Genomic DNA, 25,212 nt, shown 5'->3' on the forward strand with positions numbered 1-25,212 from the left:
TGCTACTGTTGGCTGGGCATAAGAAAGCCAAATGCTTCAAGATTTGTAATTCTACATTCATTGCTCTCCTTACCTTGTAGAGTTTTATCTTTTGATTCCTTATATTCATTCTACTCGGAAAGTGACAGAAGAGGGATATCTACTAAAGAACCCTCATTTTTTTACCAAAAGAGATGTTGAAAAAATCTTTTGAACTTATCCTCTCTACAAGCCTCTGACGAGGCGAAAACATTGAGAAAAGTGTTGAAATTATTCTGCACTTTCTCACAATTCTTAACCGCTGACGCGGCGAAACCATTGAAACTGAATTGGAGCCATAACTTATGATTAACCAAGTTTCTATTCTCGGCAACCTCGCTACTGCTCCTCGCCAAGAAGTATTGCCTTCTGGCACTGTTGAGGTTAGTTTCTAGCTAGTGTGACTTCACCAAACCTCTTATGCAATGATGAAGGGCATTAGTTACGCTAGGATGAGCACCCTTTACCTTCTCGCTTGCCCTGATGCTTCCCCCACTTTATGTGCGTTCCTTGAGCAAAACTGAGCAAGCTGCCCTTAAACAAGGACTGCGCTCGTGCATATGCCTTTACCCGCCGACGTTGTCAAATTCTGCTAGCCAGTGCCAGGCGAACCAAATCCAAGGAAATTGCAACTGATGTTGGTTGCAGTGTACAAACGGTTCGCAATACTATTCGTGCTTTCCAGCAGCAGGGATTAGCGTGTTTGCAAGCCGAATCGAGCCGCCCTAAAACCGTCAAACCCATTTTTGATGAGGACAGGCGTACCCAGTTGCGCTCTTTGCTCCATACCAATCCCCGGCATTAGACTTGCTCGCCGAGATGTGCCAGCAAGGGGATCGCCGAGAAGCAGGTGAGCCGCACCACGATTGAGTCAGCCCTGAAAGCAATGGGGATCACCTGGAGCCGAGCCCAAGCTTGGATTGTTTCTCCCGATGAGCAATATGAGCTAAAAAAGCGACAACGCAACCGACTGATTGAGTTGAGCGAGCAGAACTCAGACTGGATGGTGGGATTTCTCGATGAAGTCTGGTGGAGTCGGTTGCGTGACCCGATGATGCACAGTTGGAGCGAGGACGGACAGCCTTTGCAGTTGATTGAGAAGACAACTGACAAAACCGAGGTTGACCCGAAGGCAATTGCTTGTTATGACCTGTACTTGAGAGCCGAATCCCAGATGCTGGTGCGCTTTGTCGCGCAACGCCCCGTGAGTGAAATCACCTGTAGCTTTTTGGAGTGGGTGTGTCAGCAAGTCAGTGAAATGGGGAAACGGGTGATGCCATTGATCTGGGATCGCGCGACTTGGCACTTATCACAACAAGTGCAGCAATGGATTCGCCAGCCATCACAACCGTCAAGTCAAGCACACTGGAAGCGGAGTTCGGTTGATTGTCTGTAAACTTCCGGTTAAAAGTCCCTGGTTGAATGCAATTGAACCCCAGTGGATTCATGCCAAACGAGCGATTGTTGAACCACAGCGCAAATTCACAGCACTAGAGTTGCAGACCAGAGTCTGTGATTATTATGAATGCCCTTTACTCGACCCACTTGCAAAAAAGGTCTCCTGAAGATGCACTAGATACATTCCACAAGAAATTTTAGAACAAATAAATCAGCATATTGAGACTTTACCTGAACCAGTAATGCGAATGGTACTGGTTATTCAAGACGCTGGGATGCGTATAGGGGAATTGTGCAGACTAAGATTTGACTGTTTGAGGCAAGATTCGGCAGGCGACTGGTGGCTTAATTATCATCAATTCAAGATGAAAAAAGACCACATTATTAGTATTTCCAGAGAGCTTACAGGAGTCATTCAAGAGCAGCAAAAATACATCAGGAACAACTTAGGTTCAAGTTTTGAATATTTGTTTTGTGGTAGAAGGATGGGGACAAAGCGCTTTATGCCATTGAATAAACCAATGAATCCAAGTGCGTTTACCGATTACCTCAAAAGGTTAATCACCACAAACAATATATGTGATACGTCAGGCAAACTTTGGGATCTTACAGCCCACCAGTTCCGCCATAGCGTCGGAACTCGCATGATTAATAATGGTGTGCCACAGCATATTATTCAACGCTATTTGGGGCATGAGTCACCCAGCATGACCGCTACCTATGCCCATCTATTTGACTCAACCTTGAAAAAGGAGATTACCAAGTATCAAGGCAGAACCGTGAATATTTCAGCTCAAGTTTTGAGTGCTGAAAATCCCGAACTTAAAACATCTGACCTGCAATGGTTTAAACGTAACGTTCAAGCCCAGGCGCTGCTTAATGGGTCTTGCGCCCGTCCAATCATTAAAGGTGATTGCCCACACGCTAATGCCTGTTTAACTTGTGGAGACTTCCGCACAACGCTTGAGTTTATAGACCAGCATAAGGAACAGTTGGAGCAAACGGAAAAGATTATTGAGAAGGCTAAGGCTAATAATTGGCAGAGGCAAGTAGAAATGAACGACAAAATTAAGACTAATCTTGAAAACATCATTTCATCTTTGGAGTCCTAATAATGCCTAGAGTAGGTAATCCTGACGGTTTACGAAGTGCCGCAGAGCAGAAGAAAAACGAGGCTCTAGAACGAACAGACAAAGCTATTTCTCAAATGGTTAAACAGGGCAAGAAAATTAACTTTCATACGGTAGCTGTTGCCGCCGGAGTATCCGTTGCCTACCTTTATAAATATGATGCAATTAAACAGCGCATTGACCAGTTAAGAAAGCAGCAATCTCCCATCAAGGGACTTGTACAAAAAGCGGGCGCTTCCGTTGATTCCAAGGCAGCTATCATTACAACTTTCAAGGAGCGGATTAAAAAGCAGGAATTGGAGATTAAGAGATTGCACGACCACATTGAGGTTACTCAAGGAATTGCCATGCAGGTTCCTGAACTTAAACAACAGATAGAATTCCTTAATTCTGAAAACTTAAAACTTAGGGAACAACTGGATGACTACCGCAGACAAAGAGAAGTTTCACCTGTTTCTGAACCGCTTGTTAATAACAAAATAAATTCCTTAGCTCAGAAGAGAATAGAAAGGTCGGACGTTAGTGACAAGATTAAGCTAGAACTTGCCTCTCTTGGCATTAAACTAAACACAACTCTGAGTAAGACAATCAAATCACCTTCTGTTGAACTTGTTCTAAGCGCTATTCAAGCTTTAAAAGAGGCGATGGCTAGTGGCAATATTGAAAGACCAGGAGGTTGGCTTAATGCGGTAATAAAAAATGGTTGGAAGCCTAACGAGAAGTATGTTAAAAAAGGTGAATGGGAAAACTTCAATGAATGGTTCAATCTAGCGAAAAAACAAGGATTGATTGTAGCAAGTATGAAGGATGATGGCGATAAGCTTTATGTCTTCACACCTGACGGCACACGATTATCCTTTGAACAAATGTTGGCTGAGTATCCACTTGATATCCTACGTGGAAAGTCAGATTTACCTATTTTGTAGAAACCATAAACAACAATAAAACTATTGCTAAGTCTGATTTTTAGCAATTGAGCTAAAAATAAAGGATTCCTCCCGCAACTCTCGCAAATTCGCCAAAGTGTGGGAGCAGACAAAAATTACCTTGCGTTTGGTCATCAGCTACTTTAACTGGATTTGGGTACATTCTAGTTTAGCTTATCTACAACTGTAATAACAATGCTCAGATGTGGATGGTCAGACACTACCAAGGCTTTTCGTTCTTCAACCCCAAATGCGCTGAAGAGTTGGCTAAAAAATCTCGTTCTACCTTCAATTGTCCAATCTGACGATACAATTCATCAATCTGAGCTTGTTGGCTCTCATTGCCAGATTTTGTCTCACTCCCCTTTTCAAACAGGCTGCTAGCTTCATCTAACAACTGCATTGGACAGTTGTTAATCATAGTGGGGTGTAACTCATACTGGTTTGCCAATTGCGAGACGGTCTTCTCGCCTCGAACAGCTTCCAATGCGACTTTAGCTTTAAATTGTGGACTATACTGCTTACGTTTGTTACTCATGAACTACTCCTATCATGTTTTGGAGGTGTTTCAAAAGTGTTGATATAGTATTAAACTGGCAAGCCAAACTCATATCGATTAATGAATAGCCTAATTACAATATCGTGCATGAGAACCGTTTTAGAAAAGCAAATTGAATTCCTTTGCTAAACGTTTAATCCGTGTTCGCAGATTCAAATGTTTGTTTTCTATTTTTTGTGTATTTTGTTTGCCTATTTCATGTTTTTTTGCTTCCAGATGGCGTTCATATGCCCCCCAACGATCCGTGTAAAAACGTCTAATACCAAAAGGGGATAGTAGTGCTTTTAGTTGCAGAAAGATTTCATCTTTACGAGTGCCGAATACATAGGCTAAAACTTTTCCAGTTGCGTGGTCGCGCTTCGTGCCACAGCCACCGAGGGTTATCTTTTTTCCCGACATAACTCCACATCTCATCGCTCCTCAGCTTCTACCCCTTGTAGCGACTCTAATGGCTCAGCCAGACAAATTTCTACTTTAACTTCTTCCGGGTTCAGTTATTCTATAACTGCTAATTTTACTTGTTGTAATTGAGGTTTCTTTTTTTTAATTCTTTGATGACAGTACTAGTACTCACATGGAAAACTCTTGCAGTATCTCGAATTCCACTGCCATTAAGTGCTATGTCAACGATTTGTTCCTTAACTCTTTTTGATGAGAGCATGTCACCTTTTCCACCAGCAATTCTGCTTAGCAGTTGGGTAGTGGTGAACCAATTAACCGAAAGATTCTTAATATCTTCATTACCCACGTTCTGAAGATAATCAAAATCAGCAACTATAAAGTTTGGAACGGAAATAGTTTCTAAGAACTTCCTATACTTCTCTAAGTTAGTCTTTCCATAAACCTCTAAAACTTCTATAACTTCAGAGGTTTCTGAAAACAAGAACTGGTAAAAATTAATCAGCTCTTCAAAGAAGAGTCTATCTGTAACCTGAGGGGGCGACATAAAAGCTAGGATGCTTTTAGGATAAGCTCCATAGCTCTTATGCCTCGGAAATAATACTCGAGTTTGTTGCGATTAATCTCATTAACTCTCGAAATAATTCCCAACAATCATCGATAAAACCAATTCAGGCTTGACCATATAAGCCGATATAAAAGCTGCTATGTCTTCTTGGAAGCCGCCTTCTTTCTTTAACTCTACCAACATATTTTTGTCCTTTAAATATTGCCATACTATAGGCAAATGCGATAATTAATATCAAGGATATCAGCCGCTCGCCCGATACATTAGTAGCTTCTAAATGATAATCACCACTCTTGAAATCTTACGCACATCTCCTCAATACTAAAGCGTTATTTATAAGCATTGATAGCAGAAGAAAATCAGAAAGAGTTGTTAAGATAAACCAACCTACTTCGGCAGTCCAACCATGTAATGTTCGCTGCCACTTACAAGCGAGATTAAAACAAGCGAGCTTTATGAGTTTTCGTTACCTTGACACCCGCTAGGAACAAGGAAAATTCAGGCTTCAATTCTAGTTCATCTAACTCACGCCAAATTCCTTTTTCTACTTCCACGAATTCAGATTTTTTCAATCGCAAACAGAATTCTACTTTCTGCTCCCTCAGCTAGTTAGCCAATTTGATTGAGCAAAACTCTCGGTCGCCTAAAACAATAATTTTATATTGCTTAAATAAGGAGAATACTTGAAAAAATAGTCTTTTTTGTTCTACCTCATTACTGCTACCTATTTTCGGTAAAAGCTCAAAATATATAGGAATAGCTCTTTTGTTATAAACTACACTAATCATGATTAAGTTGATTTTTGCCCAACTCGTTCGATCGATTACTAAATAGAGTGGTTGGTTTTCGAGAAAGTTTAGAGCTAACCAATTTTCAAGTATCGGAAACCAAAGAGTTTCAAAATTGAAGAGTGGTAATGATAAATATTTTTGAACTTTTTTTCGCCTACTTTCAAACAAAATTGGTAAAGGCAATGCAGTAGCTATCTTTTCTAAACTGACTTCTTTTAAAACTTGCACGACATTAATCAGAAGATGAAAAAACAACAACTCAGTTGGATGAGCGTTGATTTTCTAGGTGTGTTTGGTACAATGAAGGTAACATTTTATCAAGAGATAGGTTTTGTTGAGAATGACCGACCTATTTTTTTTTCCATAATTCGGTCAAAACATGACACTGTCTCGGTTTTGGGTCGCTTGTCGCCCCCTCAGGAACACAAGATATTTTTAGCTAAGAGGATAAGGATTATAATTCTATGATTGAGACGACCATTAAAAACTTTCTCAACTTGCCGGGAGTGATTGGATTAGGAATTATTCTCATTCAAGAGCAACCAAAATCATACCTATGTCTGAAAGAGCAAAGCGTGCAATGGCAAGTCAAAGAATTTCTCAATCATAACTTTGTTCGTAATATCATCAAAAATCCCGATGCATTTGATATTTTTGAATTTCCGATTCATACAAATTACGTTTATACATATAAAGTAAGTTCGCAAGTCACCTTATTAGTTTTGACGAGTATGGGACTAGCAGCAATTAAAACGATCGCTAACCTACAACTAAAAACTGTACTCAAAAAAGATGTCGAACAAACAATTGCTATATTTCAGAAATTAGCTAAAGAATTTCCTCTCGTTCGTGCGATCGCCCAACCAATTTCACAGACAGTTTCTCAAGCATGTAATGAAATTCAGAGCGTGTCGCTCAAACAAAAGGAAAAAATTACTGTTTTAGAATTATTGAATGCTCTCAACCATTTAAGTAAATTTACAAGTACTTACATGGGAAGAAAATCGACAATAAAATATTGGGATTCTACGCGCCCCAAACAAATTGAGTGTTTGGCATACTTTCAGATGGATGAGAATGCTGAATTCATTTTGACTGGCAACGATACAGAAATTGTCAATCAAATGCAGCACTATTGGATTAGAAAGTGGACGAGTACCTTTCTCAGAAAGACAGCACTAATTCTACCCAATTTGCCGGAGATGGTTGCCCAAAAATGCTTGAGCGATCGCGAAAAATTTTTGGTTTTTCCTCTCCAAGCTGACAATACTGAATCTCAAACTTCGGTTACTGTATAATAAATTTCTTTACAATTCAATTGTATTTGTTGTTACACAGATCCGATCCCCTAACCCCCTTTAATAAGGGGGTTCATAGGGGATCTTCTGCGATGTAGTCACAAAGAATTGGTATTACAATAAATTCATACCATTTTGCTTTTTGACTGCAACCAATGTAACTGAACAACTACCAACAAGAAACAAACAATGCACTTGCGATCTGTTGGAGAATTATTAAAAGAGACATTTCAGGAGTGGAATCAGGATAAAGCATCGCGGCTAGCAGCAGCCTTAGCATATTACACGATATTTTCGCTCGCACCACTACTGATGATCGCGATCGCTGTGGCAGGTGCAGTATTCGGTGAAGAAGCTGCTAGAGGAGAAATTGTCACCCAAATTCAAGATTTAGTAGGAGAAGCGGGGGCAACAGTCGTACAAACTGCACTTGCTAACGTCAATCAAACCAAAACGGGTATTGTTGGCACTTCGATCGGTCTTGCTACACTTCTGTTAGGTGCAACAGGTTTATTTGGCGAAATGCAAGACGCACTCAATACAATTTGGGAAGTTGCACCAAAATCAGGACAAGGAATCTGGGTATTAATTCGCCGCCGTCTGATCTCATTTAGCATGGTTTTAGGGATTGGCGTTTTATTGTTATTATCCCTATTTTTGAGTACGGCACTAGCAGCATTTAGCAGCTTTATGAATAGTTGGATACCAGGTTTAGCCACTGGATTATCTGTTCTCAACTTTGTCGTTTCTTTTAGCTTGATGACATTACTATTTGCGATGATTTACGTCATCCTACCTGATGTCAAAATTGCCTGGAAAGATGTTTTAGTTGGTGCGGCAACAACGGCTTTTTTATTCACAATTGGCAGAACGTTATTGAGTATATACCTCGGTAGTGCAGCCGTTAGTTCGACCTTTGGTGCAGCTAGTTCCCTTGCCGTTCTCTTAGTTTGGATCTACTATTCTGCCCAAGTTTTCTTTTTAGGGGCGGAATTTACTCAAGTTTATGCCCGTAAATATGGTTCTGAAATTGTGCCGACAAAAAATGCTGTTTCTGTTGCTGCTAACCGACTACCATCTGTAGATCCTCAAAATTCACCGCGTATCCGCCCTCGCCGCCGTTCTGGTTTTTTGACAAAGATAAAAAACTGGTTTGGCAGACGATGACAGAGGTAAAACCAAACTCATCCCTACTACCGAGGCAGAGCGGGCATAAAATCTGTTCAAATAGAGAAGGTGCAACAATTCTGGATTGATGACAGATCGAGTTTTAATTCTTGGTGGCAGGGGAAGAATCGGCAGCAGTGTAGCCCAAGACATTGCCAGTCATACATCAGCAGAAATTACCATCACTAGCCGTAACCCCGATACAGTAACCACAGTTAGCAAGCAACTGGGTTCTCACGTTCGACCGCTAGCATTAGATTTAGCAGATAAAGCTAAATTAAAAGAAGCGATCGCCTCTTCCAATCTCGTCATTCATTGTGCCGGACCCTTTCACTTCCGCGACGCTAGCGTTCTGAAAACTTGTATCGAAACGGGTGTAGATTATCTCGATGTTAGCGATCATCGGTCTTTTACCCGCAAAGCTTTAGATTTATCTCCAGCGGCTTCAGCTGCTGGAGTGACAGCAATCGTCAATACAGGTGTTTTCCCTGGAATCTCAAACAGTATGGTACGCCAGGGAGTGGAAAAATTAGACCAGCCGGAACGCATCCACTTAAGTTACTTAGTAGCGGGTTCTGGAGGTGCTGGCGTGACAGTCATGCGAACGACATTTTTGGGGTTACAGAAGCCTTTCACCGCTTGGATTGATGGTCAGTGGATGGAAATTAAACCATATAGCGATCGCGAAGTCGTAGATTTTCCAGCACCTTACGGTAAATCTGGCGTTTACTGGTTTGATATGCCAGAAGCTTTTACCTTACCGGAAGCCTTCCCCGTCAAAACCGTAATTACCAAGTTTGGTTCCGTTCCCGATTTTTACAATCATCTCACTTGGATTGCTGCCCATGTCTTCCCCAAATCTTGGATGCAACGGCGCAGTGCAATCGAATTTTTAGCCCATGTCAGCCACTATATGACCGATGTAACAAATCGTTTTAGCGGGATTGGAGTTGCAATTCGTTCCGAAGTCACGGGGTTAAAAGACGGACAGCAGGCGAGTTATTGTTCGACGTTGATTCACGATAACACCGCGATCGCTGCTGGCTGCGGTACTGGTAGTATTGCCCAACTTTTATTATCAGGCAAGCTCAAGCACCCCGGCGTTTCGACTGTAGAACAAGCCTTGTCTACAAATTTATTTGAACAAACTATGGCAAGTCGTAATATTCACATTCAGCAGCAAATATATTTGTAGGGGCGCACAGCTGTGCGCCCCTACCTACATTTAATGGAAAACGTTAATATTATGCTTCCTTTGATAGAAGGAATAGATATAGCAGAAAATGTAAGCTGCTCTCATCGTCAAACTTTTTGAGAGACTGTCATGCGTGGGATTTTATCCAATCTAAAACAAGGGCTTTTGCAAAAGCTTTTACTGTTATTTTTCGTGAGTTTACTTGGCTTTTTTGGCACTGCGATCGCGAACTATTCACCAGTTTATGCAGCGACTTTAGAAGAGACACAACTCATCCCTCCAGAATATAAACCCACTCCAGAAGAGAAGATCGAGCGGGCATATGAGTATAGCGAAGCCACGGGAAGAATGGAAGAGGCAAAACAAGCAAGAACTAACTCTAATCAAAATTTCGATTCCAACTTAAAGGCTAATATCAAAAATATCGATGCTCAAGCCCAAGAAGGTAAAACTAGTCTCAAAGATAAGGCAAAAGAATTACTGGAAAAAATAGCAAAATAGCACGGATGTAGAGACGTACATGGTACGTCTCTACGCAGTATTTACTCGCTTTGTTCGGGTAGAGTTGCGTGTTTTGCTCGTCTACTTTTTCCTTTGATTCTACGCTCGTACCAACTCATTAAAGGTGTGGCACTAATTCCATGTAAAACTACAGAAATAACGATTGTTGTGAAAGTAATCCAGGCAATTTGTTCTGCCGCACTATCTTTTAAACCTTCACCAAAAGCGTAGAAGAGATAGTACAAAGAACCAACACCGCGAATACCAAACCAACCAACTAACCAACGACTGGCAGGATGCAAGCGACGGCGATCGCATTCTACCGGAGGATTTGTTGCTATCGTGCTAATCCACGCTCCTACGGGACGGATGACAAAGAGTAATAATCCTGCCACAATCAGTGAATTTCCGAGATATTGCCACAAGGGTTGCATTCTCAACAGCGATCCTAGTAACAGAATTGTACCGACTTCCATTAACTTTTCAATTCGTTCGACAAATTCTAATTCGGACTCGCGTTTTTCTGGATTGTCTGCGTAATTTCGCTGGACGACTAACCCCGCCACAAATACAGCAATAAATCCATAACCGTTAACAATTTCTGTCAAGGAATAGGTAATCAAAATCGTTCCTAAAGCAACAAAATCCTCCATTAAAACATCAGCAGGACGACGTTTTTGTAGCTTGCGATCGATCCAAGTAATAGCTTTGGCTACGGCAATTCCTACCACAATTCCAGAGGCGATCGCCCAAATTAAATCCACGGCTACCCATTGTTTAAACCAATTATCTAAATTGGGGTCTTTGAATAAATGCAAGCCAAAATAGACAAAGGGAAATGCCAGTGCGTCATTCAAACCTCCTTCGGAAGTCAGACCAAAACGTAATTCATCCTCATCGTCAATGTCTGCTAGCTGCACTTCTGAAGCTAATACGGGATCGGTAGGGGCGAGAATTGCACCCAGTAACACGGCTGCACCCCAATTCATGCCCAACAACCAATGTCCTACTGCTGCCAGCGCTACAATTGAAATGGGCATGAGAAACCCAATCAATCTGGCTGTAATTTGCCATGCTCGCAATTGTAAGGGACGGTTCATTTTTAAGCCACAACTGAACACCGAGACAATTACAACAAATTCGGTCAGCCGTTGCAAAAACTCAGCATTTGGCTGCACTTGAATTAATTTGAAGCCGTAGGGACCGAGAATAATCCCTACAACTAAGTAAATGAGGGCAAAGGAAAAAGGTAAACGGGAAATCCAACCCGAACCAAGGGTGACTGCTAGCAGCAGCAACCCAATGACAAGTAGATCGAGAATATAAATATCCACCATAGCGATCGCCAACGAGAAAACGCTAGGAAAGTTTAAGGCGATCGCGGTTGACTCTACATCTGCTTGGGGTAGATTATTCTCAGTAATGCAGTATCTGTATTTTGACTACTTAAGGCTGGTGTAACAATAAAAAAGATTTAGAAAGAGAGTTAGAGCCATAAATTATGTTTCTACCCCAAGGTCCAAAAACTCCACCGCTCGTTCAACTGTTACAGTGGATTGCTAATCCCTTTGCTTTAATGGAGTCTTGCGCTCAACGTTATGGTGACTGGTTTACTCTCAAGGTAGGTTTAAATTCTTCTCCCCTGGTCTATGTCAGCAGTCCCCAACTGTTACAGGAGATATTGACCAACGATACTTACAAGCAGTTCGATGCACCTGGAGAAATGAACGAAATTCTGACTCCATTATTAGGAAATTGTGGAGTCATGATGCAAAGTGGCGATCGCCACCGCCGCCATCGCCAACTGATGGTTCCACCCTTTCATGGCGATCGGATGAAGGCATACGGTGAAATCATTACCGAGATCGCCAAACAAGTCACCAGCCAATGGAACCCGAATCAGCCTTTCTCTGTGCGGGATTCCATGCAAGCCATTTCCTTCAATGTCATTTTGCAGGCTGTTTTCGGCTTGAGAGAAGGAGAATCCTATGGACAGATCGAAAAACTCCTCTACGACATGCTGGAGTTAACGAACTCGCCCCTCAAAGCCAGCCTCTTATTCTTTCCCTTTTTACAACGAGATTTAGGTGAGTGGAGTCCGTGGGGGAACTTTTTGCGTCAAAAACAGCAACTCAACCAAATCCTCCAAACTGAAATAGAAGCACGTCGCGCCAATCCCGATCCCGGGCGTACCGATATCCTCAGCTTACTGATGGCGGCGCGGGATGAAGCCGGAGAACCGATGAAAGATGAGGAACTACGCGATGAGTTGATAACTTTGCTAGTTGCAGGTCACGAAACCACGGCTACAGCTTTGACATGGGCATTATATTGGATTCACAAGCTGCCCGAAGTCCGGCAAACGTTGCTGGCAGAACTTGACATTCTAGGGGATACACCAGACCAAAACGCGATCGTGCGACTGCCCTATCTGAACGCTGTCTGTTCTGAAACTCTACGGATTTATCCGATTGGAATGCTTACTTTTCCAAGAGTCGTGCGATCGCCCGTTACTCTTTTAGGACAACAGTTAGAATCAGGTACGGTATTAGTAGGTAGCATCTATCTCGCCCATCAACGCCAAGACCTGTACCCCGAACCAAAGCAATTTAAACCAGAACGCTTCCTAGAACGGCAATTTTCTCCTTACGAGTACTTACCCTTCGGCGGCGGCGTGCGGCGCTGTATTGGTGCAGCTTTTGCCATGTTTGAGATGAAACTCGTCTTGGCTACCATCCTATCTAACTTAGAACTCTCGCTAGCCAACAACCGCCCCGTACATCCCGTAAGGCGAGGTTTAGTCTCAGCCCCTACCAAAGTTGAAATGGTTATGACTGGACGGAGGAAGAGAGCTGAGGGAGTTGAGGAAGCTGAGGAAGCTGAGGGAGAGAAGAGAGCAGTATACAGGTAAGAATTCATTAACTACTAACTATTAGTGAAGCAGTCAACTGTCAGCTGTCTTCACAAAGTGTAGCGTCTACTAAGAACAAATGACAAATGACAAATGACCACTTACCGAATATCCCGATACAGTCGCTTTAAATATGTGGGAGAAATACCAAATCCCCACAAAAAACCGACATATAGATATATTGCTGTTGCTTGCCAAAATCCCCAACGGGCAACACGGCGATCGCTACTTTGGACGATGCGATTGACTTGCCGGATGCGCCCTTGCCGCACTAATTTCAAGCAGAAATCGGCTTCTTCCATAATTGCCAGAGTGCGATCGAAGCCACCGCATTGCCAAAAATCAGTTCGACGACAGAAAATCGCCTGATCGCCAAATAGTAACCTCAAACCCTGAAAAAATAAGTGGGGACGAAATAGTAACGGCGCGTAATAAGTTTTGAGAAAATTGTGCAGAGACATCCACCAACGAGTTTTGGAGGAACCTGCCATGAGGGAAACAAAACCCCCACCTGCAACTCTAGGATTTGCCAAAGTTCGCTCGATTATTTCAACTAGATCGTCTGGAACCCAAGTATCGGCATGGATGAAACAAAGAACTTCTCCGCTGGCAGCTTTTGCCCCTTGGTTCATTTGAATTGCACGCCCTCGCTCAGTACAGAATAAAACTTGCACTCCCGCAGCTTGAGCGATCGCAACCGTACCATCTTCGCTACCACCATCGACAACTAGCACCTCCCATGCTGGAGGATCGAGTATGGTTAGCTGTCGCAGAGTACGTCCAATACAGCTTGCTTCATTCAACGTTGGAATAATAATTGAAATCCGAGTCACAAGAAGAGGGAGTAGGGGACAGTTATCAGTTATTAGTGGTAATTGGTAATTGGTAGTTGGTAGTTGCTCCCTGCTCCCTACTCGTGCGCTCCCTATCTTTGAATTATCGGTCGTTCCACCGAATCGCGGAAGGGGAGGACTTCATCTGTAAAGCCGATTGGTAGTACGACTTCTACGTTTTCGTGTGGGCGCGGAATGATCACCCAGGATTCAAGCGTACCTCCGTATACATTTTCTATTGCCTCAATTCCTGCGGCAACGGCGGTTTTGACTTCTTGGACATCACCGCGCACGTTGACATTAAAACGAGCGCTACCAACTCGAATATAACCAACTAAAGTGACTCTTCCGGCTTTAACCATTGCATCTGCTGCGGCTAACACAGCAGGAAAACCCTTCGTTTCAATCGATCCAACTGCCTGTGGCACTGGCTATCTCCCCAAATAGATCGTGTCAAGAATTTTAAGTATAGAGCTTAAGAAATACATTCTATAAATGCTCATCCTATATTTTGACAGAGCGAAAGCATTTTGTGTCATCTCTTCTTTGTCAATAGATATTTATTCCTAATTTTGACAATAAGCTCTGACAGGCGATCGCGTCGCGCCCTCTCTTTCATCGCCAGTCGCCTTAAAACGTGCGGAACTGCTCTACTTTTTGAGTGTATTGAATTGGTAATACCGTTTCTATGTTTTCTGTCGGATTGGGAATGATGTAGTGAGCGATGACTTGAGCGCCAAACACTTCTTCAGCTGCGGCAATTCCCGCTTCTACAGATCTATTGACCTCTGCGACTTTACCGCGAACCGCGACTAAAAACTCTCCCTTTTCGGCAATCCCATAGTAAACGAGGGTGACTTCGCCTGCTTTCACCATTGCATCTGCTGCGGCGAGTATTGCTGGAAAACCCAAAGTTTCAATGACTCCTACTGCTGCTGGCACGATCGCGACTCCTAGATCAATTGCATCAATGCATTTTATTGTAAGTGCCGCGATCGCAAAATTGACGATTGGCGATCGCCCAAAGCTAGATGACAAATATCCCACCTCGAAAAAACTCCGAGATGGGAGTAACTTTTTTGGCAAAGTCAAATTAATCTTTGACGCTCTTTTTACGCTCTAATGCAATTAGCTTCGACCTTGAAGATTGAATTTCTAAAGTTGCCTTCTAACAACCTAGTTATCTCTAAGGTTTTTCTGCGTATCCGTATGATGTTGTAGCTGAGTTACAACATTATATACTTCCTGATCTTTTGGTGCTTGAGACTCAACAATCCCTTCTGTAGGACCTGCGATCGCCTTCCATGCAGGAAAACCGCCTTTAAGTTCCGATACATGCTCAAATCCTGCCGACCGGAGACTTTGAGCAGCTTCAGCAGTTTGCTCGTCTGTTTCACCGTAAACGTAGATATCGCGGCTCGGAGCTAAGGAAGATTTTGCCCGTTCAGCTAAACTTTCCATTAGCATGGGCATAGCTCCCATGATATGACCGTCGTTATATGCGTTTCGAGGGCGCACGTCAAGGATGGTAAAAGCAGGTTCTCCCCATTCCAAGCGCGATTTCAGTTCGTGTACGCCCGACTGAGCTTTAATCGGAGGCTCAGGTGGAATCACCCCTTGCATAAGATTATCTTTATCCATTAGGCTTCCTCTCTTTACAAAACTAACAGCAATGTACCAAGGAAAACAAACCAAAACGATCTTTCTTTAGCAAGAACTTTTCTACATTCATCCTAAAGATAGAATAATAAACTCAAACATCCATCAGCGATCCATCTCCATGTAGAAGAAGTAAAACCCACGACATAGATGATAGCTATAGCAATGCAAATCGAATTGAACCTGATTCACTATCTATGGTCATAAAATCACACTTCGTCATTCTTAAGAAATAATCCTAGAAAATATTTATAAATGGGTAATGGGTAATGGGTAATTGGTAATTGGTAGTTGCTCCCTTGTCTCCCTTGTCTCTCTCTACTCCCTGCTCCCTGCTCCCTGATAACTGTCTCCTTCGATAGACTAGATCTTATGAAATCTGGGATTCTACCTTTACCTACTGAGGTCGTACATCTAATCGCGGCTGGAGAAGTCATCGATTCTCTGGCTGCTGTCGTGCGGGAACTCGCAGAAAACTCTCTAGATGCTGGAGCAACGCGGGTAGTTATTTATCTCTATCCGCAACAGTGGCGCGTTCGCATTGCCGATAATGGCTGTGGCATGGATTTGGAGAATTTACAAGCGTGTGCTACTGCCCATAGCACCAGCAAAATTCGTAGCTGTGAAGATTTGTGGCAAGTTACGAGTTTGGGATTTCGTGGCGAGGCGTTACATAGTTTGGCTCAACTGGCTGAATTAGAAATTTTCAGCCGTGCTGCTGAGACTGGTGAGGGATGGCGCGTGAGATACTGCGATCGCGGCGAAGCGATAGAAACAGAAACAGTGGCGATCGCTCCTGGTACAGTCGTCACTGTTTCCAATTTATTCGCGACTTGGGCAGAACGTCGTCAGGGAATGCCTTCTCTCAGTCAACAAATAAGAGCGATCCAAAATACAATTCAGCAAATTGCCCTGTGTCATCCTCACGTCACCTGGCAAGTCTGGCAAAACGATCGTGAATGGTTTACCCTCTCCCCAGGGGCTACTACCCAGCACTTAATCCCACAAATTCTACGCCAAGTCAGTTTGAGCGATTTGCAATATCTTAAGGTTGAAGTGCCGACTCCTTTTGAGGGGGCAGGGAACAGGGAGCAGGGAGCAGGGAGTAGGGAGCAGGGAGCAGGGGAGCAGGGGAGCAGGGGGAATAAGAGAGCTGAGGGAGCTGAGGGAGCTGAGGAAGAGAATAACATAAACTCTACACCACGCACCACGCACCATGACGCGGCTTTATTGCGGAGGACACCTCCGCAACCGCCCGCTTCACCACGCACCACTTCTTCATCCCTTCAATTGGTTCTGGGTTTACCCGATCGCTGTCATCGTCATCGTCCAGATTGGGTGAGGGTGGCAGTGAACGGTAGAATGGTGAAGTTTGCACAATTGGAACAAACGATCTTTGCGGCGATGACACGGACGCTACCCCGCGATCGCTATCCGGTTTGTTTTCTCCACTTGAGAGTTGCGCCGTGGCAGATTGATTGGAACCGTCAGCCAGCGAAAACCGAAATTTACCTACATCACCTGAGTCATTGGCAAGAACACACGGCAGGTGCTATAGAACAAATCCTGCGGCTCAATAGTAACAGCGTGTCGGACTCGGCTCATAATACACGAGTTACTCAACTCATTAAAGTTGCGGAAGAAAAAGGCGTATATAGTACGAGTCAGGCAATCGCACAGGGAGACAAGGGAGACAAGGAAGACAAGGAAGACAAGGGAGACAAAGAAGTTGAGGAGGGATCGACTCTACACCCTACACCCCACACCCTACACCCTTTTCTGAAAGCGATCGCCCAGGTACACAATATGTATATCTTGGTAGAACATCCTGGTGGTATGTGGTTGGTGGAACAGCACATCGCCCATGAACGAGTATTGTACGAGCAACTGTGCGATCGCTGGCAACTCGTCCCCCTAGAACCGCCAGTGATTCTGAATCATCTTTCGCTGGCTCAAATAGCTCAATTGCAACGTTTAAATTTAGAAGTCGAACCGTTTGGCGATCGCTTGTGGGCAGTCCGTAGCGCTCCTGCAATGCTAGTACAGCGCGACGATTGTGCCGATGCCTTAGTAGAACTAAGTTTAGGTGGCGACTTACAAGCGGCTCAAGTTGCGACTGCTTGTCGCTGTGCCATCCGCAACGGTACGACTTTGAGTTTAGAAGAAATGCAAACGCTACTCAATCAATGGCAGCGTACCCGCAACCCCCGTACCTGTCCCCACGGTCGCCCAATTTATTTATCGTTAGAAGAATCGGCTTTATCGCGTTTTTTCCGTCGTCATTGGATGATTGGTAAAAGCCACGGAATCTAAGCAAATGTTTTGCTTCAATCTTAAACGCAATCGAACAAAGATGAATACTTCACCATCCCACTAACTCCAATTAATGCCCCAGGTACGAGTTCCAGTACCATAAATGCTTCATCTGGAACTGAAAAAGGCGATCGCAACCCTTTATCGATCGCAGACACAAAACCAAAGCGACTGTAGAAGTTTGGATGACCCAAAACTATAACAATTTTGTATCCTAAAATCTGACACTGTTTCAATCCTGCTCTCACAAGTTGAGAACCGACACCTTGATTTTGAAACTGAGGCAGAACCGCTAATGGAGCCAAAGCCAATGCTGTCACCTCACCTTGAGAACTAGCGATCGCAATTTCGCTAAATAAAATATGCCCGACGAGGCGATCGCTTTCAATTGCCACCAAAGATAAAGCAGAATTAAAATTAGGTAAATAGCGAATACTTTTGACTAATCTCGCCTCATTCTCTTGCCCAAACGCCAGATAATTTACCTCGAAAATATCGACATATTCTGTAGAACTTTCAGAACGAATAATCATAAGTTCTATTTAAATAAAATATAACATAAGCCAATTGTTCCCAACACAGCGATCTTAATTATCTCTCCGCCTTTCATTCCTGTAATAAAATGCAAAAACACTAATTACCCTTTGCGCCTTTGCGTCTTTGCGCGACATAATTCTTCCAATCCCAAACTACAAATAGTTCTATTGTGTCCTTAAAATAGAAATAAAACCTTTAACTACACAATTGTTAGATTTGCTTATGTCTGAAGCCATACCCAACTCCATGACTGATGTAGCCGAACTCCTCAACCAATATGCGGCTGGAAAACGAGACTTTACAAGCATAGAACTTGGTGCAGTCGATCTTAAAGCTACCGATTTGAAGGGCGCAGACTTAAGTTATGCCGAACTAAGTAGTGCCGATCTAAGTGGCGCAAACTTGAGAGGAGTAGACCTAAGCTATGCTAACCTCAACGAAACTAATCTCAGTGGAGCCAATTTGCGCGGAGCAATTCTAATTGGTACAGATTTACGTCACGCCAAACTCGAAACAGCAGACTTACGCGAAGCAGATTACGACCCCGATACCACTCACTTTCCCCCAGGATTTGACCCCATACAAGCAGGAATGCGATCGGATCGCCTCAACTAATATTCATCAGTAATAAAAGCAATTTAGGATGGGATGATGACACAATCCGACCTCTGACCAATTACCAATCATCAAGGAGATAATCATGGATTTACAAGGTAAAAAGAGAATCGAAGCTGTTTTAGCGATCGCGGGTTATGCTGCTAGTGGCGGTGCTGTATCGGCTCTCCCTTCTCCAGGCGTAGAAATGCCAAAACAGTTTGTCTTAACTGCTGCTGATATTGGCATGTACACCTTGATTTGGAAAATCTATTTTGAGGAAGATCTATCGCAGAAAAATCTATTAGAAATATTGGCTGAGTTAGGTATGGTTACTATTGGTGCGGTGGGGACAGCCTATGTCGTTGCTAAAGTTAGTACAGCGATTTTAAACGAAATTAACGATTGGCTAGGACCTGTGGGATGGGGTGTCAAAGCTGCGATCGCAGGTTCTCTCTCTAGTTTATTTGGATTGGGTTGGATGCTCTATTGCGATCGTCTATACTCACAAAAAGAAGTAGCTTTTTAGGCTTTAATTTTCAAATTTTACAACTAGGAATTTTTGACTGCTTTAACAGTCACTTTCTTACGAAGTTTAGGACTTTTATCTCGCTCTCGCAACCATTGTAAAGAAACAATATTTAATAACAACCCATTCACAAATAAGAAGACAATCGAAACAATTTGATGCCAAACGATCGATTGTACCGATAGATCGAAGACGATGTGAATAAAATTTATGACAGTGAACAGAACTGTCACGCAAAAATGTATGAATCTATATCGTCTCGAATTATTAAATGCAGTCACTACAATTGCGATCGCTGGTAAGACAAACATGCCTAACATTAACCATGACTCGAATGCAGGCATTTTTCCCTGAGTATCAGGCATCATTACATTTTCACCATAAAGCAGCGGCATTAAAGCTAACTGCGTGTGAAAAACTGTTCCGAATAGAAATACTATCCAAAGAGCAATTATTTTTCCTTGCTTACTGATGCTCATATATCGGGTTTAGGGGTTAGAGGTTAGGATGACCAGTTCAACAACGACTAGCGATCGCCATTAAAAGCCTTGGTAACTAGTATCCGATCGTTGCTAATAGTAGAGACGTTACATGTAACGACTCTACATTGACAACTGGTCGCTGCCTCCATTCTCCCTCCTAACAGCTAACAACCCAGGAGAGATAAACTATCTTTTAATCAACAGCTCAGAAGTGTCAGCTCGATTCCAGACCGATTGACCTGTAATCAATTCAACCACATCCATACCATTACCAATGACACCTGGGACACTGGGATATCCAGCACTAGCACCAACGAAGAAAAGATTTGGCAATTCAGTTGTATATCCTAAACGATTCAAACCGACTTGCTTGGGGATTAACTTCGCACCGTAAATGTTTCCCTGTGGTTGTCCGAGATAATATTCGCTAGTGGTGGGAGTTCCAGAAATCTTCATCCGAGTATAAGCATTCACGTCAGGAATCAAATCTCGCACACTCGTCATCATTTCTTGATAAAATTGCCGTTTTTTCGCTTTGTAAGCTTTAAGATCTGTTGAGTGCAACTGTTTAAATGGTTCGTAGGGACACACGGTAGCAATTTCTAATACGTGATGTCCTGGCGGAGCCATACAACCTGCTGGAGATTTCATCGTAGGACAAGAGAGAAAAATCCAAGGATGGTGTAAGTCACCCAGCAATTGTTGGCGATAAGCTTGATTTAAATTGCCATTGGGATAATACCAAATATTCCAATTGCCAATCCCATATTTTTCTGGCTCAAAGCGGCTATCTAAACCTAAATAAATATTAAAAGCACTAGCAGAATATTCATAACCAGTCAGGCGTTGACGCTCCCGGTTACTTAATTCTTCGACAGTTTCCCGCATTAACTGTAAAGTTAACTTGGGGTCTAGGTCGCTGATATAAGCACGAGTAGCCTGATAAGTTCTACTTCCAGCAATGACTTTTTGTACTTGACGGTCTTCAACTTCGATATATTCTACAGGAGTTGAAAATTGCACGACACTACCACCAGAGGTAATGGCTGCAACAATCTCATCAACCAAGTGTTTGAAGTGGTGCTGAGGGTAATAGGCTCCTTCCGAGTAATCCCATACTAAAGAAGTATGAGTAAACAGCGCAATTTCCTCGGGTGGCAAAGCATAGTCTCCGCTCTGTCCTGCTAATATCGTTTGCAGTTTAGGTGACAAACCGACACGATTGTAGAGATCTTGTAGCGTCCAATTTCGCCTTACAAATAAATTCCAATATTTGGGTAACTTCAACCAATCTGATAGATGGCGATTGTACCAACGGACTTCATGAACTAGGCTGCGAATCTCTTGGTGTATTTGCTTAATTTCGTCACAATAGCGATTAATTGGCGTGGCTTGCTCTGGAAAAGTTGAGAGCAAACGCTGACGTAGGTTTTCCCAACCTAAAGGAATTTTAAAATCAATTTCTGGAGCAATAACGCGATCGATGCAATTGGGATTGAGGGAAACAAAGGGGACATCCCGCTCGATGTAATTCAGAAATTGCGCGATCGCCTGACCCGAGCCACACTGGGAAATATAGTGAACGTCTGCACAAAATCTATATTCCCCATAATCAAATGTATGACAGCATCCTCCTGCTAAGTAATGCTGCTCCAAAACCACAACTCGATATCCTTGCCGAGTCAAACAAGCGGCAGCCGACAGTCCCCCTAGTCCAGCTCCCAAAATGACAAAATCGAAGCTTTCCATATTGGACTCTCCCTGGAATATGTCTACTTTTACACTAAGTAGAAAAGTTGAGAATCTTGTGAGTTTGTTTCAACCGAATGAAGTTAGTTGAACAAATATGTACCAAGTTAAAAGTCAAAAGTTAAAAGTTAACAGTCAAAATTTGCCTCTTACTCTCACCATAACAAATGACAAATGATAAATGACTAATTATAAAAAAGTTCCGCACTCACCACCATAGAACGTGCGGAACTATATCAGCGCAAAGGCGTAGCATCTACCAGTCACACTACCGTCATTCACAGATGACTCAGATGACTTGATATTTAATATAGAAATAGAATTTGAGGAACTTGTGAGGAAATAGTTGTCAGTGTAGAGACGTTACATGTAACGTCTGTACAAAGTTATCAGTCAGCAGGGTGGGCAATGCCCACCTGAAGCGCGCTCTTGCACCCCTTCAATCGGAACGAAGTGGAGATAAGGGGTAGGGGGATAGCAGTCAACTTCGGGGGTATCTAACCCCCGAAGTTGACTATTGACCTTGACTCACACTAGTGGCAATATTGTTCTCATGAATCAAGTACTGACGCTAGTTGTAAGACTTCAACCGACTCCAGAACAGTATGCCAAACTCAAGGATACTGCAACCGAGTTCGCGTCATGCTGTGAATTCATAAATTCTTCTGTCAAATCAACTTTAACTAATAGAAACTCTATCCAAGCAGTCATATACAGCGATGCCAAAAACAAGTTTAACTTAGTATCAAACCATGTCATTAGAGCTTGCGCTAGAGTCGGAGCAAATCGCTTAAGTGCAAAGCACAAAGGCAAAAGCCGTCAGAGTATTTCTGGGGGAAGCTTCCCCCAGAAAACTCCGGCTGTTAAAGGTTTTAAGCCAACTAGTTTTGACTGCGATAAGGATACTTTCACCTTTAGAGAAAAGGATTGGACGGTTAGTTTAAGCACGATTAGAGGCAGAGCAAGAATTTCTTTAAATGTTAGTAACTATCATCGAGGTAAATTAGCGGGACAAAAGCCTACATCGGCTCAAGTTTGCTTGCACCGCGATGGTTGTTTCTACGTGCATATTCAGCTAAATTCTGAGGCTCCAAGACAAAACCAAACAACTAATGTCATTGGTGTCGATTTTGGGCGCAGGGAGATTGCTAAAACTACTACGGACAAAGGCTGGGATGGAAAACAGGTAAACCAAATCCGAGACAAATATAGTCGAGTTAGAGCTTCTTTGCAAAGGAAAGCGTCTCAAGGCACAAGGTCTACTCGTCGTCGGGCGAGAAGACTATTGCAACGGTTATCGGGACGTGAAAGAAGATATCAAACTTGGCTGAATCATAATATCAGTAAGAGTATAATTACCGAAGCTAAAGAAACAAATAGCACGGTTGCAATAGAAGATTTAACTGGGATTCGCGAACGAACAAATGAACAACCAAGGAATAAAACAGAGCGGAGGCGATCTAACTCTTGGGCGTTTCATCAGTTGCGAATTTTTCTAGAGTATAAAGGGATTAAGGAAGGCGTTAAAGTAATAGCCATCTCTCCTGCGTATACATCGCAAACGTGCAATTGTTGCCTGCATATTGGGATTAGAACCAATAAGAATTTTAAGTGCGTTAATCAGTCTTGTGGCTGGATTGGAGACGCAGATACTAATGGCTCTTTGGTAATTGCTCTGCTTGGGGCGACAATAGTAAACTCGCCTAAAGGTTCCTGGTTGTCTTGTCCTTTGGATAAGACTGCTGGAGGGCTATTGAAAGCTCCCCGCTCGGCGTAGCAGGGGGGAGTAGTTTACCTCTTCATCCCCTTCTTCCTTCATGATGTTATGAAAGCTGAAATTGCCCTTCATCTTTGGGATCGACTCTGGCAACAATACCGTGCTAGAGTCAGCTACGCTCAAGTTTACGAACAAATGATCTTACAAGCAGGTGGTACGGTTGCCAACGACCATATTGCTTTTCGTTCGCTGCGGTTAAATATTGATACATCTGAAGGAAGACAAAATTTAGGCATTGAGTATTTAGCTAGTGTTGCCGAAACTTTAGGATACAAGGCAGCGGGAGAATATATTTTTCCAGCCCAAAATTTATATGCTCGCCACTATCAACATCCAGAACAGGAACAGTTCGATCTACCCAAACTATTCATCAGTGAATTGATTGTAGAAGAATTACCAGAGGCGATCGCATCTCTCATCTATCAAACTGTTAGCGATGCCTCTCTAGGGTGGGCAATGCCCTCTAATGCAACTAATCCAACCGATATAGAGCTAATTATAAATCGGCTCCAAGGCGTATTCACCCGCCCTTGGTCGCCTCCCAAACAATCTGTGGTAGAAGAAGTTAATCGAGTTACCCAATATGGAGCCTGGGTATTATTACATGGATATGCAGTCAATCATTTCACTGGCTATGTCAACCGTCAGCACACTCTACAATATCCAGATATAGAGACTACAGCTAACGGCTTAGCTACTTTGGGAGTACCGATGAAAGCCCAAATTGAAGGTAGTTTAGAAGTTGGTTTGCGTCAGACTGCAACCCATGCAGTGAAAGAGATGGCAACAGTCATAGATGATGTGGCTGGAGAATTAATGCAAATTCCTTGGACTTATGCTTATTATGAAATTGCCGAACGCTACCCAGTAGAAGCAGCAGGAAAGAAAGTATTATTCGATGCATTCTTAGGACAAAATGCCCAACATTTATTTGAAATGACGAGGAAACAATCTTAAGCCATTTGATATTTTATCGAAGAAGGAGTCAGGAGTCAGGAGTCAGAATGACTCCTGTATGACTGGCTTCTGACTTAAAGGGTGTAACACCCCCACCAAATCAAGGATTTGGTGGCACAAATATGAGGAGGAGTTAGAATCTCCAACTCAATTTCTCCTAACTTCTGGCTCCTGGCTCCTGACTCCTATTCAATCATCTAAATATAACTTTAAATAGCTCAAGATCAATTTCTTTGTCTCGCCTACAACCTTGGTGCGAAATGCCTCATTTCGATGCAAAGATAACCACTGTAAAGTTCCTACCACTTCTACAGAAATAGTGGCAATTAACTCGCACTGCGCCGGATCTAAACTTGGTTTTCTCCGCGCTAGAAATTTTTGCAACTCAGCGGTAAGGGGTATTTCCATCTCTTCATACATTGAGAGAGGAACTTCTGGCATTGCTTTCAATAATTGCTCGAAGACAATTCGATAACCAGGATTGTTAGTATAAAAGCGATCGTATGTGTCGAGAACTCTTTCTACATATACAGATAATGGTAATGCGATCGCCTCTTCTGTATGTAATTCGGCAAATATCTGTCGTTCTTGTTCTATGTATTTTGTTGCTAATGCTTTCAAAATTGCAGCTTTGTCGGGAAAGAACTGATACAGCGAACCTACAGGAATTTCAGCACGGGAAGCGATCGCTCTTGTGGTTGTATCCTGATACCCTGTTTCAATAAACATCTGCTCTGCTACATGCAGTATGCGATCGACTCGCTCTTGACTCCGCGCCTGCTGGGGTTTTCGTCGCATTTGAGCATTTTTTTGGGAATTCGTTGTCATCTATACTTGACAAAATATGAACGATGTTCGTATTTTATAAAAATGAACATTATTCATATTTTACCGTAGAGGCGTTACAGCTAACGTCTCCAC

23 protein-coding genes and 4 pseudogenes are annotated in these 25,212 nt (G+C 42.9%); 14 read left to right on the forward strand and 13 right to left on the reverse strand.

All coding sequences use genetic code 11. The annotated features are described in order from the left end of the window. Window positions 1-643: 643 nt before the first annotated feature. The 4 genes and pseudogenes from H6G17_RS34885 to H6G17_RS27600 form a co-directional block, all read left to right on the forward strand. Window positions 644-691 (forward strand): annotated as a pseudogene (locus tag H6G17_RS34885) (hypothetical protein); the annotation flags it as partial. Window positions 692-868: 177 nt separating this feature from the next. After that, window positions 869-1,414 carry a hypothetical protein gene (locus H6G17_RS32890; protein ID WP_199317047.1) on the forward strand — a complete coding sequence of 182 codons (546 nt, stop codon included), beginning with the start codon at window positions 869-871 and terminating at the stop codon, window positions 1,412-1,414. Window positions 1,415-1,598: 184 nt separating this feature from the next. Beyond that, entirely contained in the window at window positions 1,599-2,528 is a 930-nt protein-coding gene (locus tag H6G17_RS27595) for a tyrosine-type recombinase/integrase (protein WP_192161795.1), read from the forward strand. A 2-nt stretch (window positions 2,529-2,530) separates the two neighbouring features. Then, window positions 2,531-3,472, forward strand: a complete 942-nt coding sequence (locus tag H6G17_RS27600) for a DUF6262 family protein (RefSeq protein ID WP_192161763.1) — start codon at window positions 2,531-2,533, stop codon at window positions 3,470-3,472. A gap of 220 nt (window positions 3,473-3,692) precedes the next feature. Here H6G17_RS27600 and H6G17_RS27605 read toward each other — a convergent pair whose 3' ends face one another. The 4 genes and pseudogenes from H6G17_RS27605 to H6G17_RS27620 all read right to left on the reverse strand — a co-directional run bounded on the left by H6G17_RS27605 (window position 3,693) and on the right by H6G17_RS27620 (window position 6,102). After that, the gene (locus tag H6G17_RS27605) at window positions 3,693-4,010 is read right to left on the reverse strand and encodes a transposase (protein ID WP_192161764.1); all 318 of its coding nucleotides are present in this window, start codon (window positions 4,008-4,010) and stop codon (window positions 3,693-3,695) included. 120 nt (window positions 4,011-4,130) lie between these two features. Beyond that, window positions 4,131-4,674 (reverse strand): annotated as a pseudogene (locus H6G17_RS34890) (IS1 family transposase); the annotation flags it as partial. 129 nt (window positions 4,675-4,803) lie between these two features. Beyond that, window positions 4,804-4,977: pseudogene (locus tag H6G17_RS34895) on the reverse strand (TOPRIM nucleotidyl transferase/hydrolase domain-containing protein); the annotation flags it as partial. Window positions 4,978-4,982: 5 nt separating this feature from the next. After that, window positions 4,983-6,102 (reverse strand): annotated as a pseudogene (locus H6G17_RS27620) (IS4 family transposase). A gap of 151 nt (window positions 6,103-6,253) precedes the next feature. On the opposite strand from H6G17_RS27620, the gene H6G17_RS27625 reads away from it, so the two are divergent. The 4 genes from H6G17_RS27625 to H6G17_RS27640 all read left to right on the forward strand — a co-directional run bounded on the left by H6G17_RS27625 (window position 6,254) and on the right by H6G17_RS27640 (window position 9,950). After that, window positions 6,254-7,087, forward strand: coding sequence for a hypothetical protein (locus tag H6G17_RS27625; RefSeq protein WP_192161767.1), 834 nt, complete (start codon window positions 6,254-6,256; stop codon window positions 7,085-7,087). Window positions 7,088-7,276: 189 nt separating this feature from the next. Continuing rightward, window positions 7,277-8,254, forward strand: a complete 978-nt coding sequence (locus H6G17_RS27630; protein ID WP_192161768.1) for a YihY/virulence factor BrkB family protein — start codon at window positions 7,277-7,279, stop codon at window positions 8,252-8,254. A gap of 88 nt (window positions 8,255-8,342) precedes the next feature. Continuing rightward, a complete protein-coding gene (locus H6G17_RS27635; RefSeq protein ID WP_192161769.1) occupies window positions 8,343-9,449 on the forward strand; it encodes a saccharopine dehydrogenase NADP-binding domain-containing protein in 1,107 nt (368 codons plus the stop codon). A gap of 129 nt (window positions 9,450-9,578) precedes the next feature. After that, on the forward strand, window positions 9,579-9,950 hold the full coding sequence (locus H6G17_RS27640) for a hypothetical protein (RefSeq protein ID WP_192161770.1): 372 nt from the start codon (window positions 9,579-9,581) through the stop codon (window positions 9,948-9,950). A 41-nt stretch (window positions 9,951-9,991) separates the two neighbouring features. On the opposite strand, the gene H6G17_RS27645 is transcribed toward H6G17_RS27640, so the two are convergent. Continuing rightward, on the reverse strand, window positions 9,992-11,287 hold the full coding sequence (locus H6G17_RS27645) for a sodium:proton antiporter (protein WP_192161771.1): 1,296 nt from the start codon (window positions 11,285-11,287) through the stop codon (window positions 9,992-9,994). A 164-nt stretch (window positions 11,288-11,451) separates the two neighbouring features. Between H6G17_RS27645 and H6G17_RS27650 the strand changes: the two genes are divergently transcribed. Beyond that, window positions 11,452-12,861 carry a cytochrome P450 gene (locus H6G17_RS27650; RefSeq protein WP_192161772.1) on the forward strand — a complete coding sequence of 470 codons (1,410 nt, stop codon included), beginning with the start codon at window positions 11,452-11,454 and terminating at the stop codon, window positions 12,859-12,861. A gap of 101 nt (window positions 12,862-12,962) precedes the next feature. On the opposite strand, the gene H6G17_RS27655 is transcribed toward H6G17_RS27650, so the two are convergent. The 4 genes from H6G17_RS27655 to H6G17_RS27670 form a co-directional block, all read right to left on the reverse strand. Next, window positions 12,963-13,694, reverse strand: a complete 732-nt coding sequence (locus H6G17_RS27655) for a TIGR04283 family arsenosugar biosynthesis glycosyltransferase (protein ID WP_192161773.1) — start codon at window positions 13,692-13,694, stop codon at window positions 12,963-12,965. Window positions 13,695-13,786: 92 nt separating this feature from the next. After that, the gene (locus tag H6G17_RS27660; protein ID WP_192161774.1) at window positions 13,787-14,122 is read right to left on the reverse strand and encodes a BMC domain-containing protein; all 336 of its coding nucleotides are present in this window, start codon (window positions 14,120-14,122) and stop codon (window positions 13,787-13,789) included. Window positions 14,123-14,324: 202 nt separating this feature from the next. Beyond that, window positions 14,325-14,636 carry a carbon dioxide-concentrating mechanism protein CcmK gene (locus H6G17_RS33670; RefSeq protein ID WP_041462378.1) on the reverse strand — a complete coding sequence of 104 codons (312 nt, stop codon included), beginning with the start codon at window positions 14,634-14,636 and terminating at the stop codon, window positions 14,325-14,327. Between the two features lie 234 nt (window positions 14,637-14,870). Next, complete coding sequence (locus H6G17_RS27670) at window positions 14,871-15,335, reverse strand: rhodanese-like domain-containing protein (protein WP_192161775.1); 465 nt, start codon at window positions 15,333-15,335, stop codon at window positions 14,871-14,873. Between the two features lie 390 nt (window positions 15,336-15,725). Between H6G17_RS27670 and mutL the strand changes: the two genes are divergently transcribed. Further along, on the forward strand, window positions 15,726-17,666 hold the full coding sequence (mutL, locus tag H6G17_RS27675; protein WP_192161776.1) for a DNA mismatch repair endonuclease MutL: 1,941 nt from the start codon (window positions 15,726-15,728) through the stop codon (window positions 17,664-17,666). 20 nt (window positions 17,667-17,686) lie between these two features. On the opposite strand, the gene H6G17_RS27680 is transcribed toward mutL, so the two are convergent. Next, window positions 17,687-18,199 carry an N-acetyltransferase gene (locus H6G17_RS27680; protein WP_192161777.1) on the reverse strand — a complete coding sequence of 171 codons (513 nt, stop codon included), beginning with the start codon at window positions 18,197-18,199 and terminating at the stop codon, window positions 17,687-17,689. 226 nt (window positions 18,200-18,425) lie between these two features. Here H6G17_RS27680 and H6G17_RS27685 point away from each other — a divergent pair, with 226 nt between their 5' ends. Continuing rightward, window positions 18,426-18,818 carry a pentapeptide repeat-containing protein gene (locus H6G17_RS27685; protein ID WP_192161778.1) on the forward strand — a complete coding sequence of 131 codons (393 nt, stop codon included), beginning with the start codon at window positions 18,426-18,428 and terminating at the stop codon, window positions 18,816-18,818. An 85-nt stretch (window positions 18,819-18,903) separates the two neighbouring features. Then, complete coding sequence (locus tag H6G17_RS27690) at window positions 18,904-19,326, forward strand: hypothetical protein (RefSeq protein ID WP_106167146.1); 423 nt, start codon at window positions 18,904-18,906, stop codon at window positions 19,324-19,326. A gap of 23 nt (window positions 19,327-19,349) precedes the next feature. Here H6G17_RS27690 and H6G17_RS27695 read toward each other — a convergent pair whose 3' ends face one another. After that, the gene (locus tag H6G17_RS27695) at window positions 19,350-19,805 is read right to left on the reverse strand and encodes a hypothetical protein (RefSeq protein WP_192161779.1); all 456 of its coding nucleotides are present in this window, start codon (window positions 19,803-19,805) and stop codon (window positions 19,350-19,352) included. A 189-nt stretch (window positions 19,806-19,994) separates the two neighbouring features. Further along, the gene (locus H6G17_RS27700) at window positions 19,995-21,557 is read right to left on the reverse strand and encodes an NAD(P)/FAD-dependent oxidoreductase (RefSeq protein WP_192161780.1); all 1,563 of its coding nucleotides are present in this window, start codon (window positions 21,555-21,557) and stop codon (window positions 19,995-19,997) included. 553 nt (window positions 21,558-22,110) lie between these two features. Here H6G17_RS27700 and H6G17_RS27705 point away from each other — a divergent pair. Both H6G17_RS27705 and H6G17_RS27710 read left to right on the forward strand, forming a co-directional pair. Next, window positions 22,111-23,334, forward strand: coding sequence for an RNA-guided endonuclease TnpB family protein (locus tag H6G17_RS27705; RefSeq protein WP_192161781.1), 1,224 nt, complete (start codon window positions 22,111-22,113; stop codon window positions 23,332-23,334). A gap of 48 nt (window positions 23,335-23,382) precedes the next feature. Next, a complete protein-coding gene (locus H6G17_RS27710; protein WP_192161782.1) occupies window positions 23,383-24,291 on the forward strand; it encodes a DUF1338 domain-containing protein in 909 nt (302 codons plus the stop codon). Between the two features lie 189 nt (window positions 24,292-24,480). Here H6G17_RS27710 and H6G17_RS27715 read toward each other — a convergent pair whose 3' ends face one another. Continuing rightward, complete coding sequence (locus tag H6G17_RS27715) at window positions 24,481-25,119, reverse strand: TetR/AcrR family transcriptional regulator (RefSeq protein WP_192161783.1); 639 nt, start codon at window positions 25,117-25,119, stop codon at window positions 24,481-24,483. Window positions 25,120-25,212 lie beyond the last annotated feature (93 nt).

The sequence above is a fragment of the Chroococcidiopsis sp. [FACHB-1243] genome (assembly GCF_014696895.1).
Classification (GTDB): Bacteria; Cyanobacteriota; Cyanobacteriia; order Cyanobacteriales; family Chroococcidiopsidaceae; genus Chroococcidiopsis.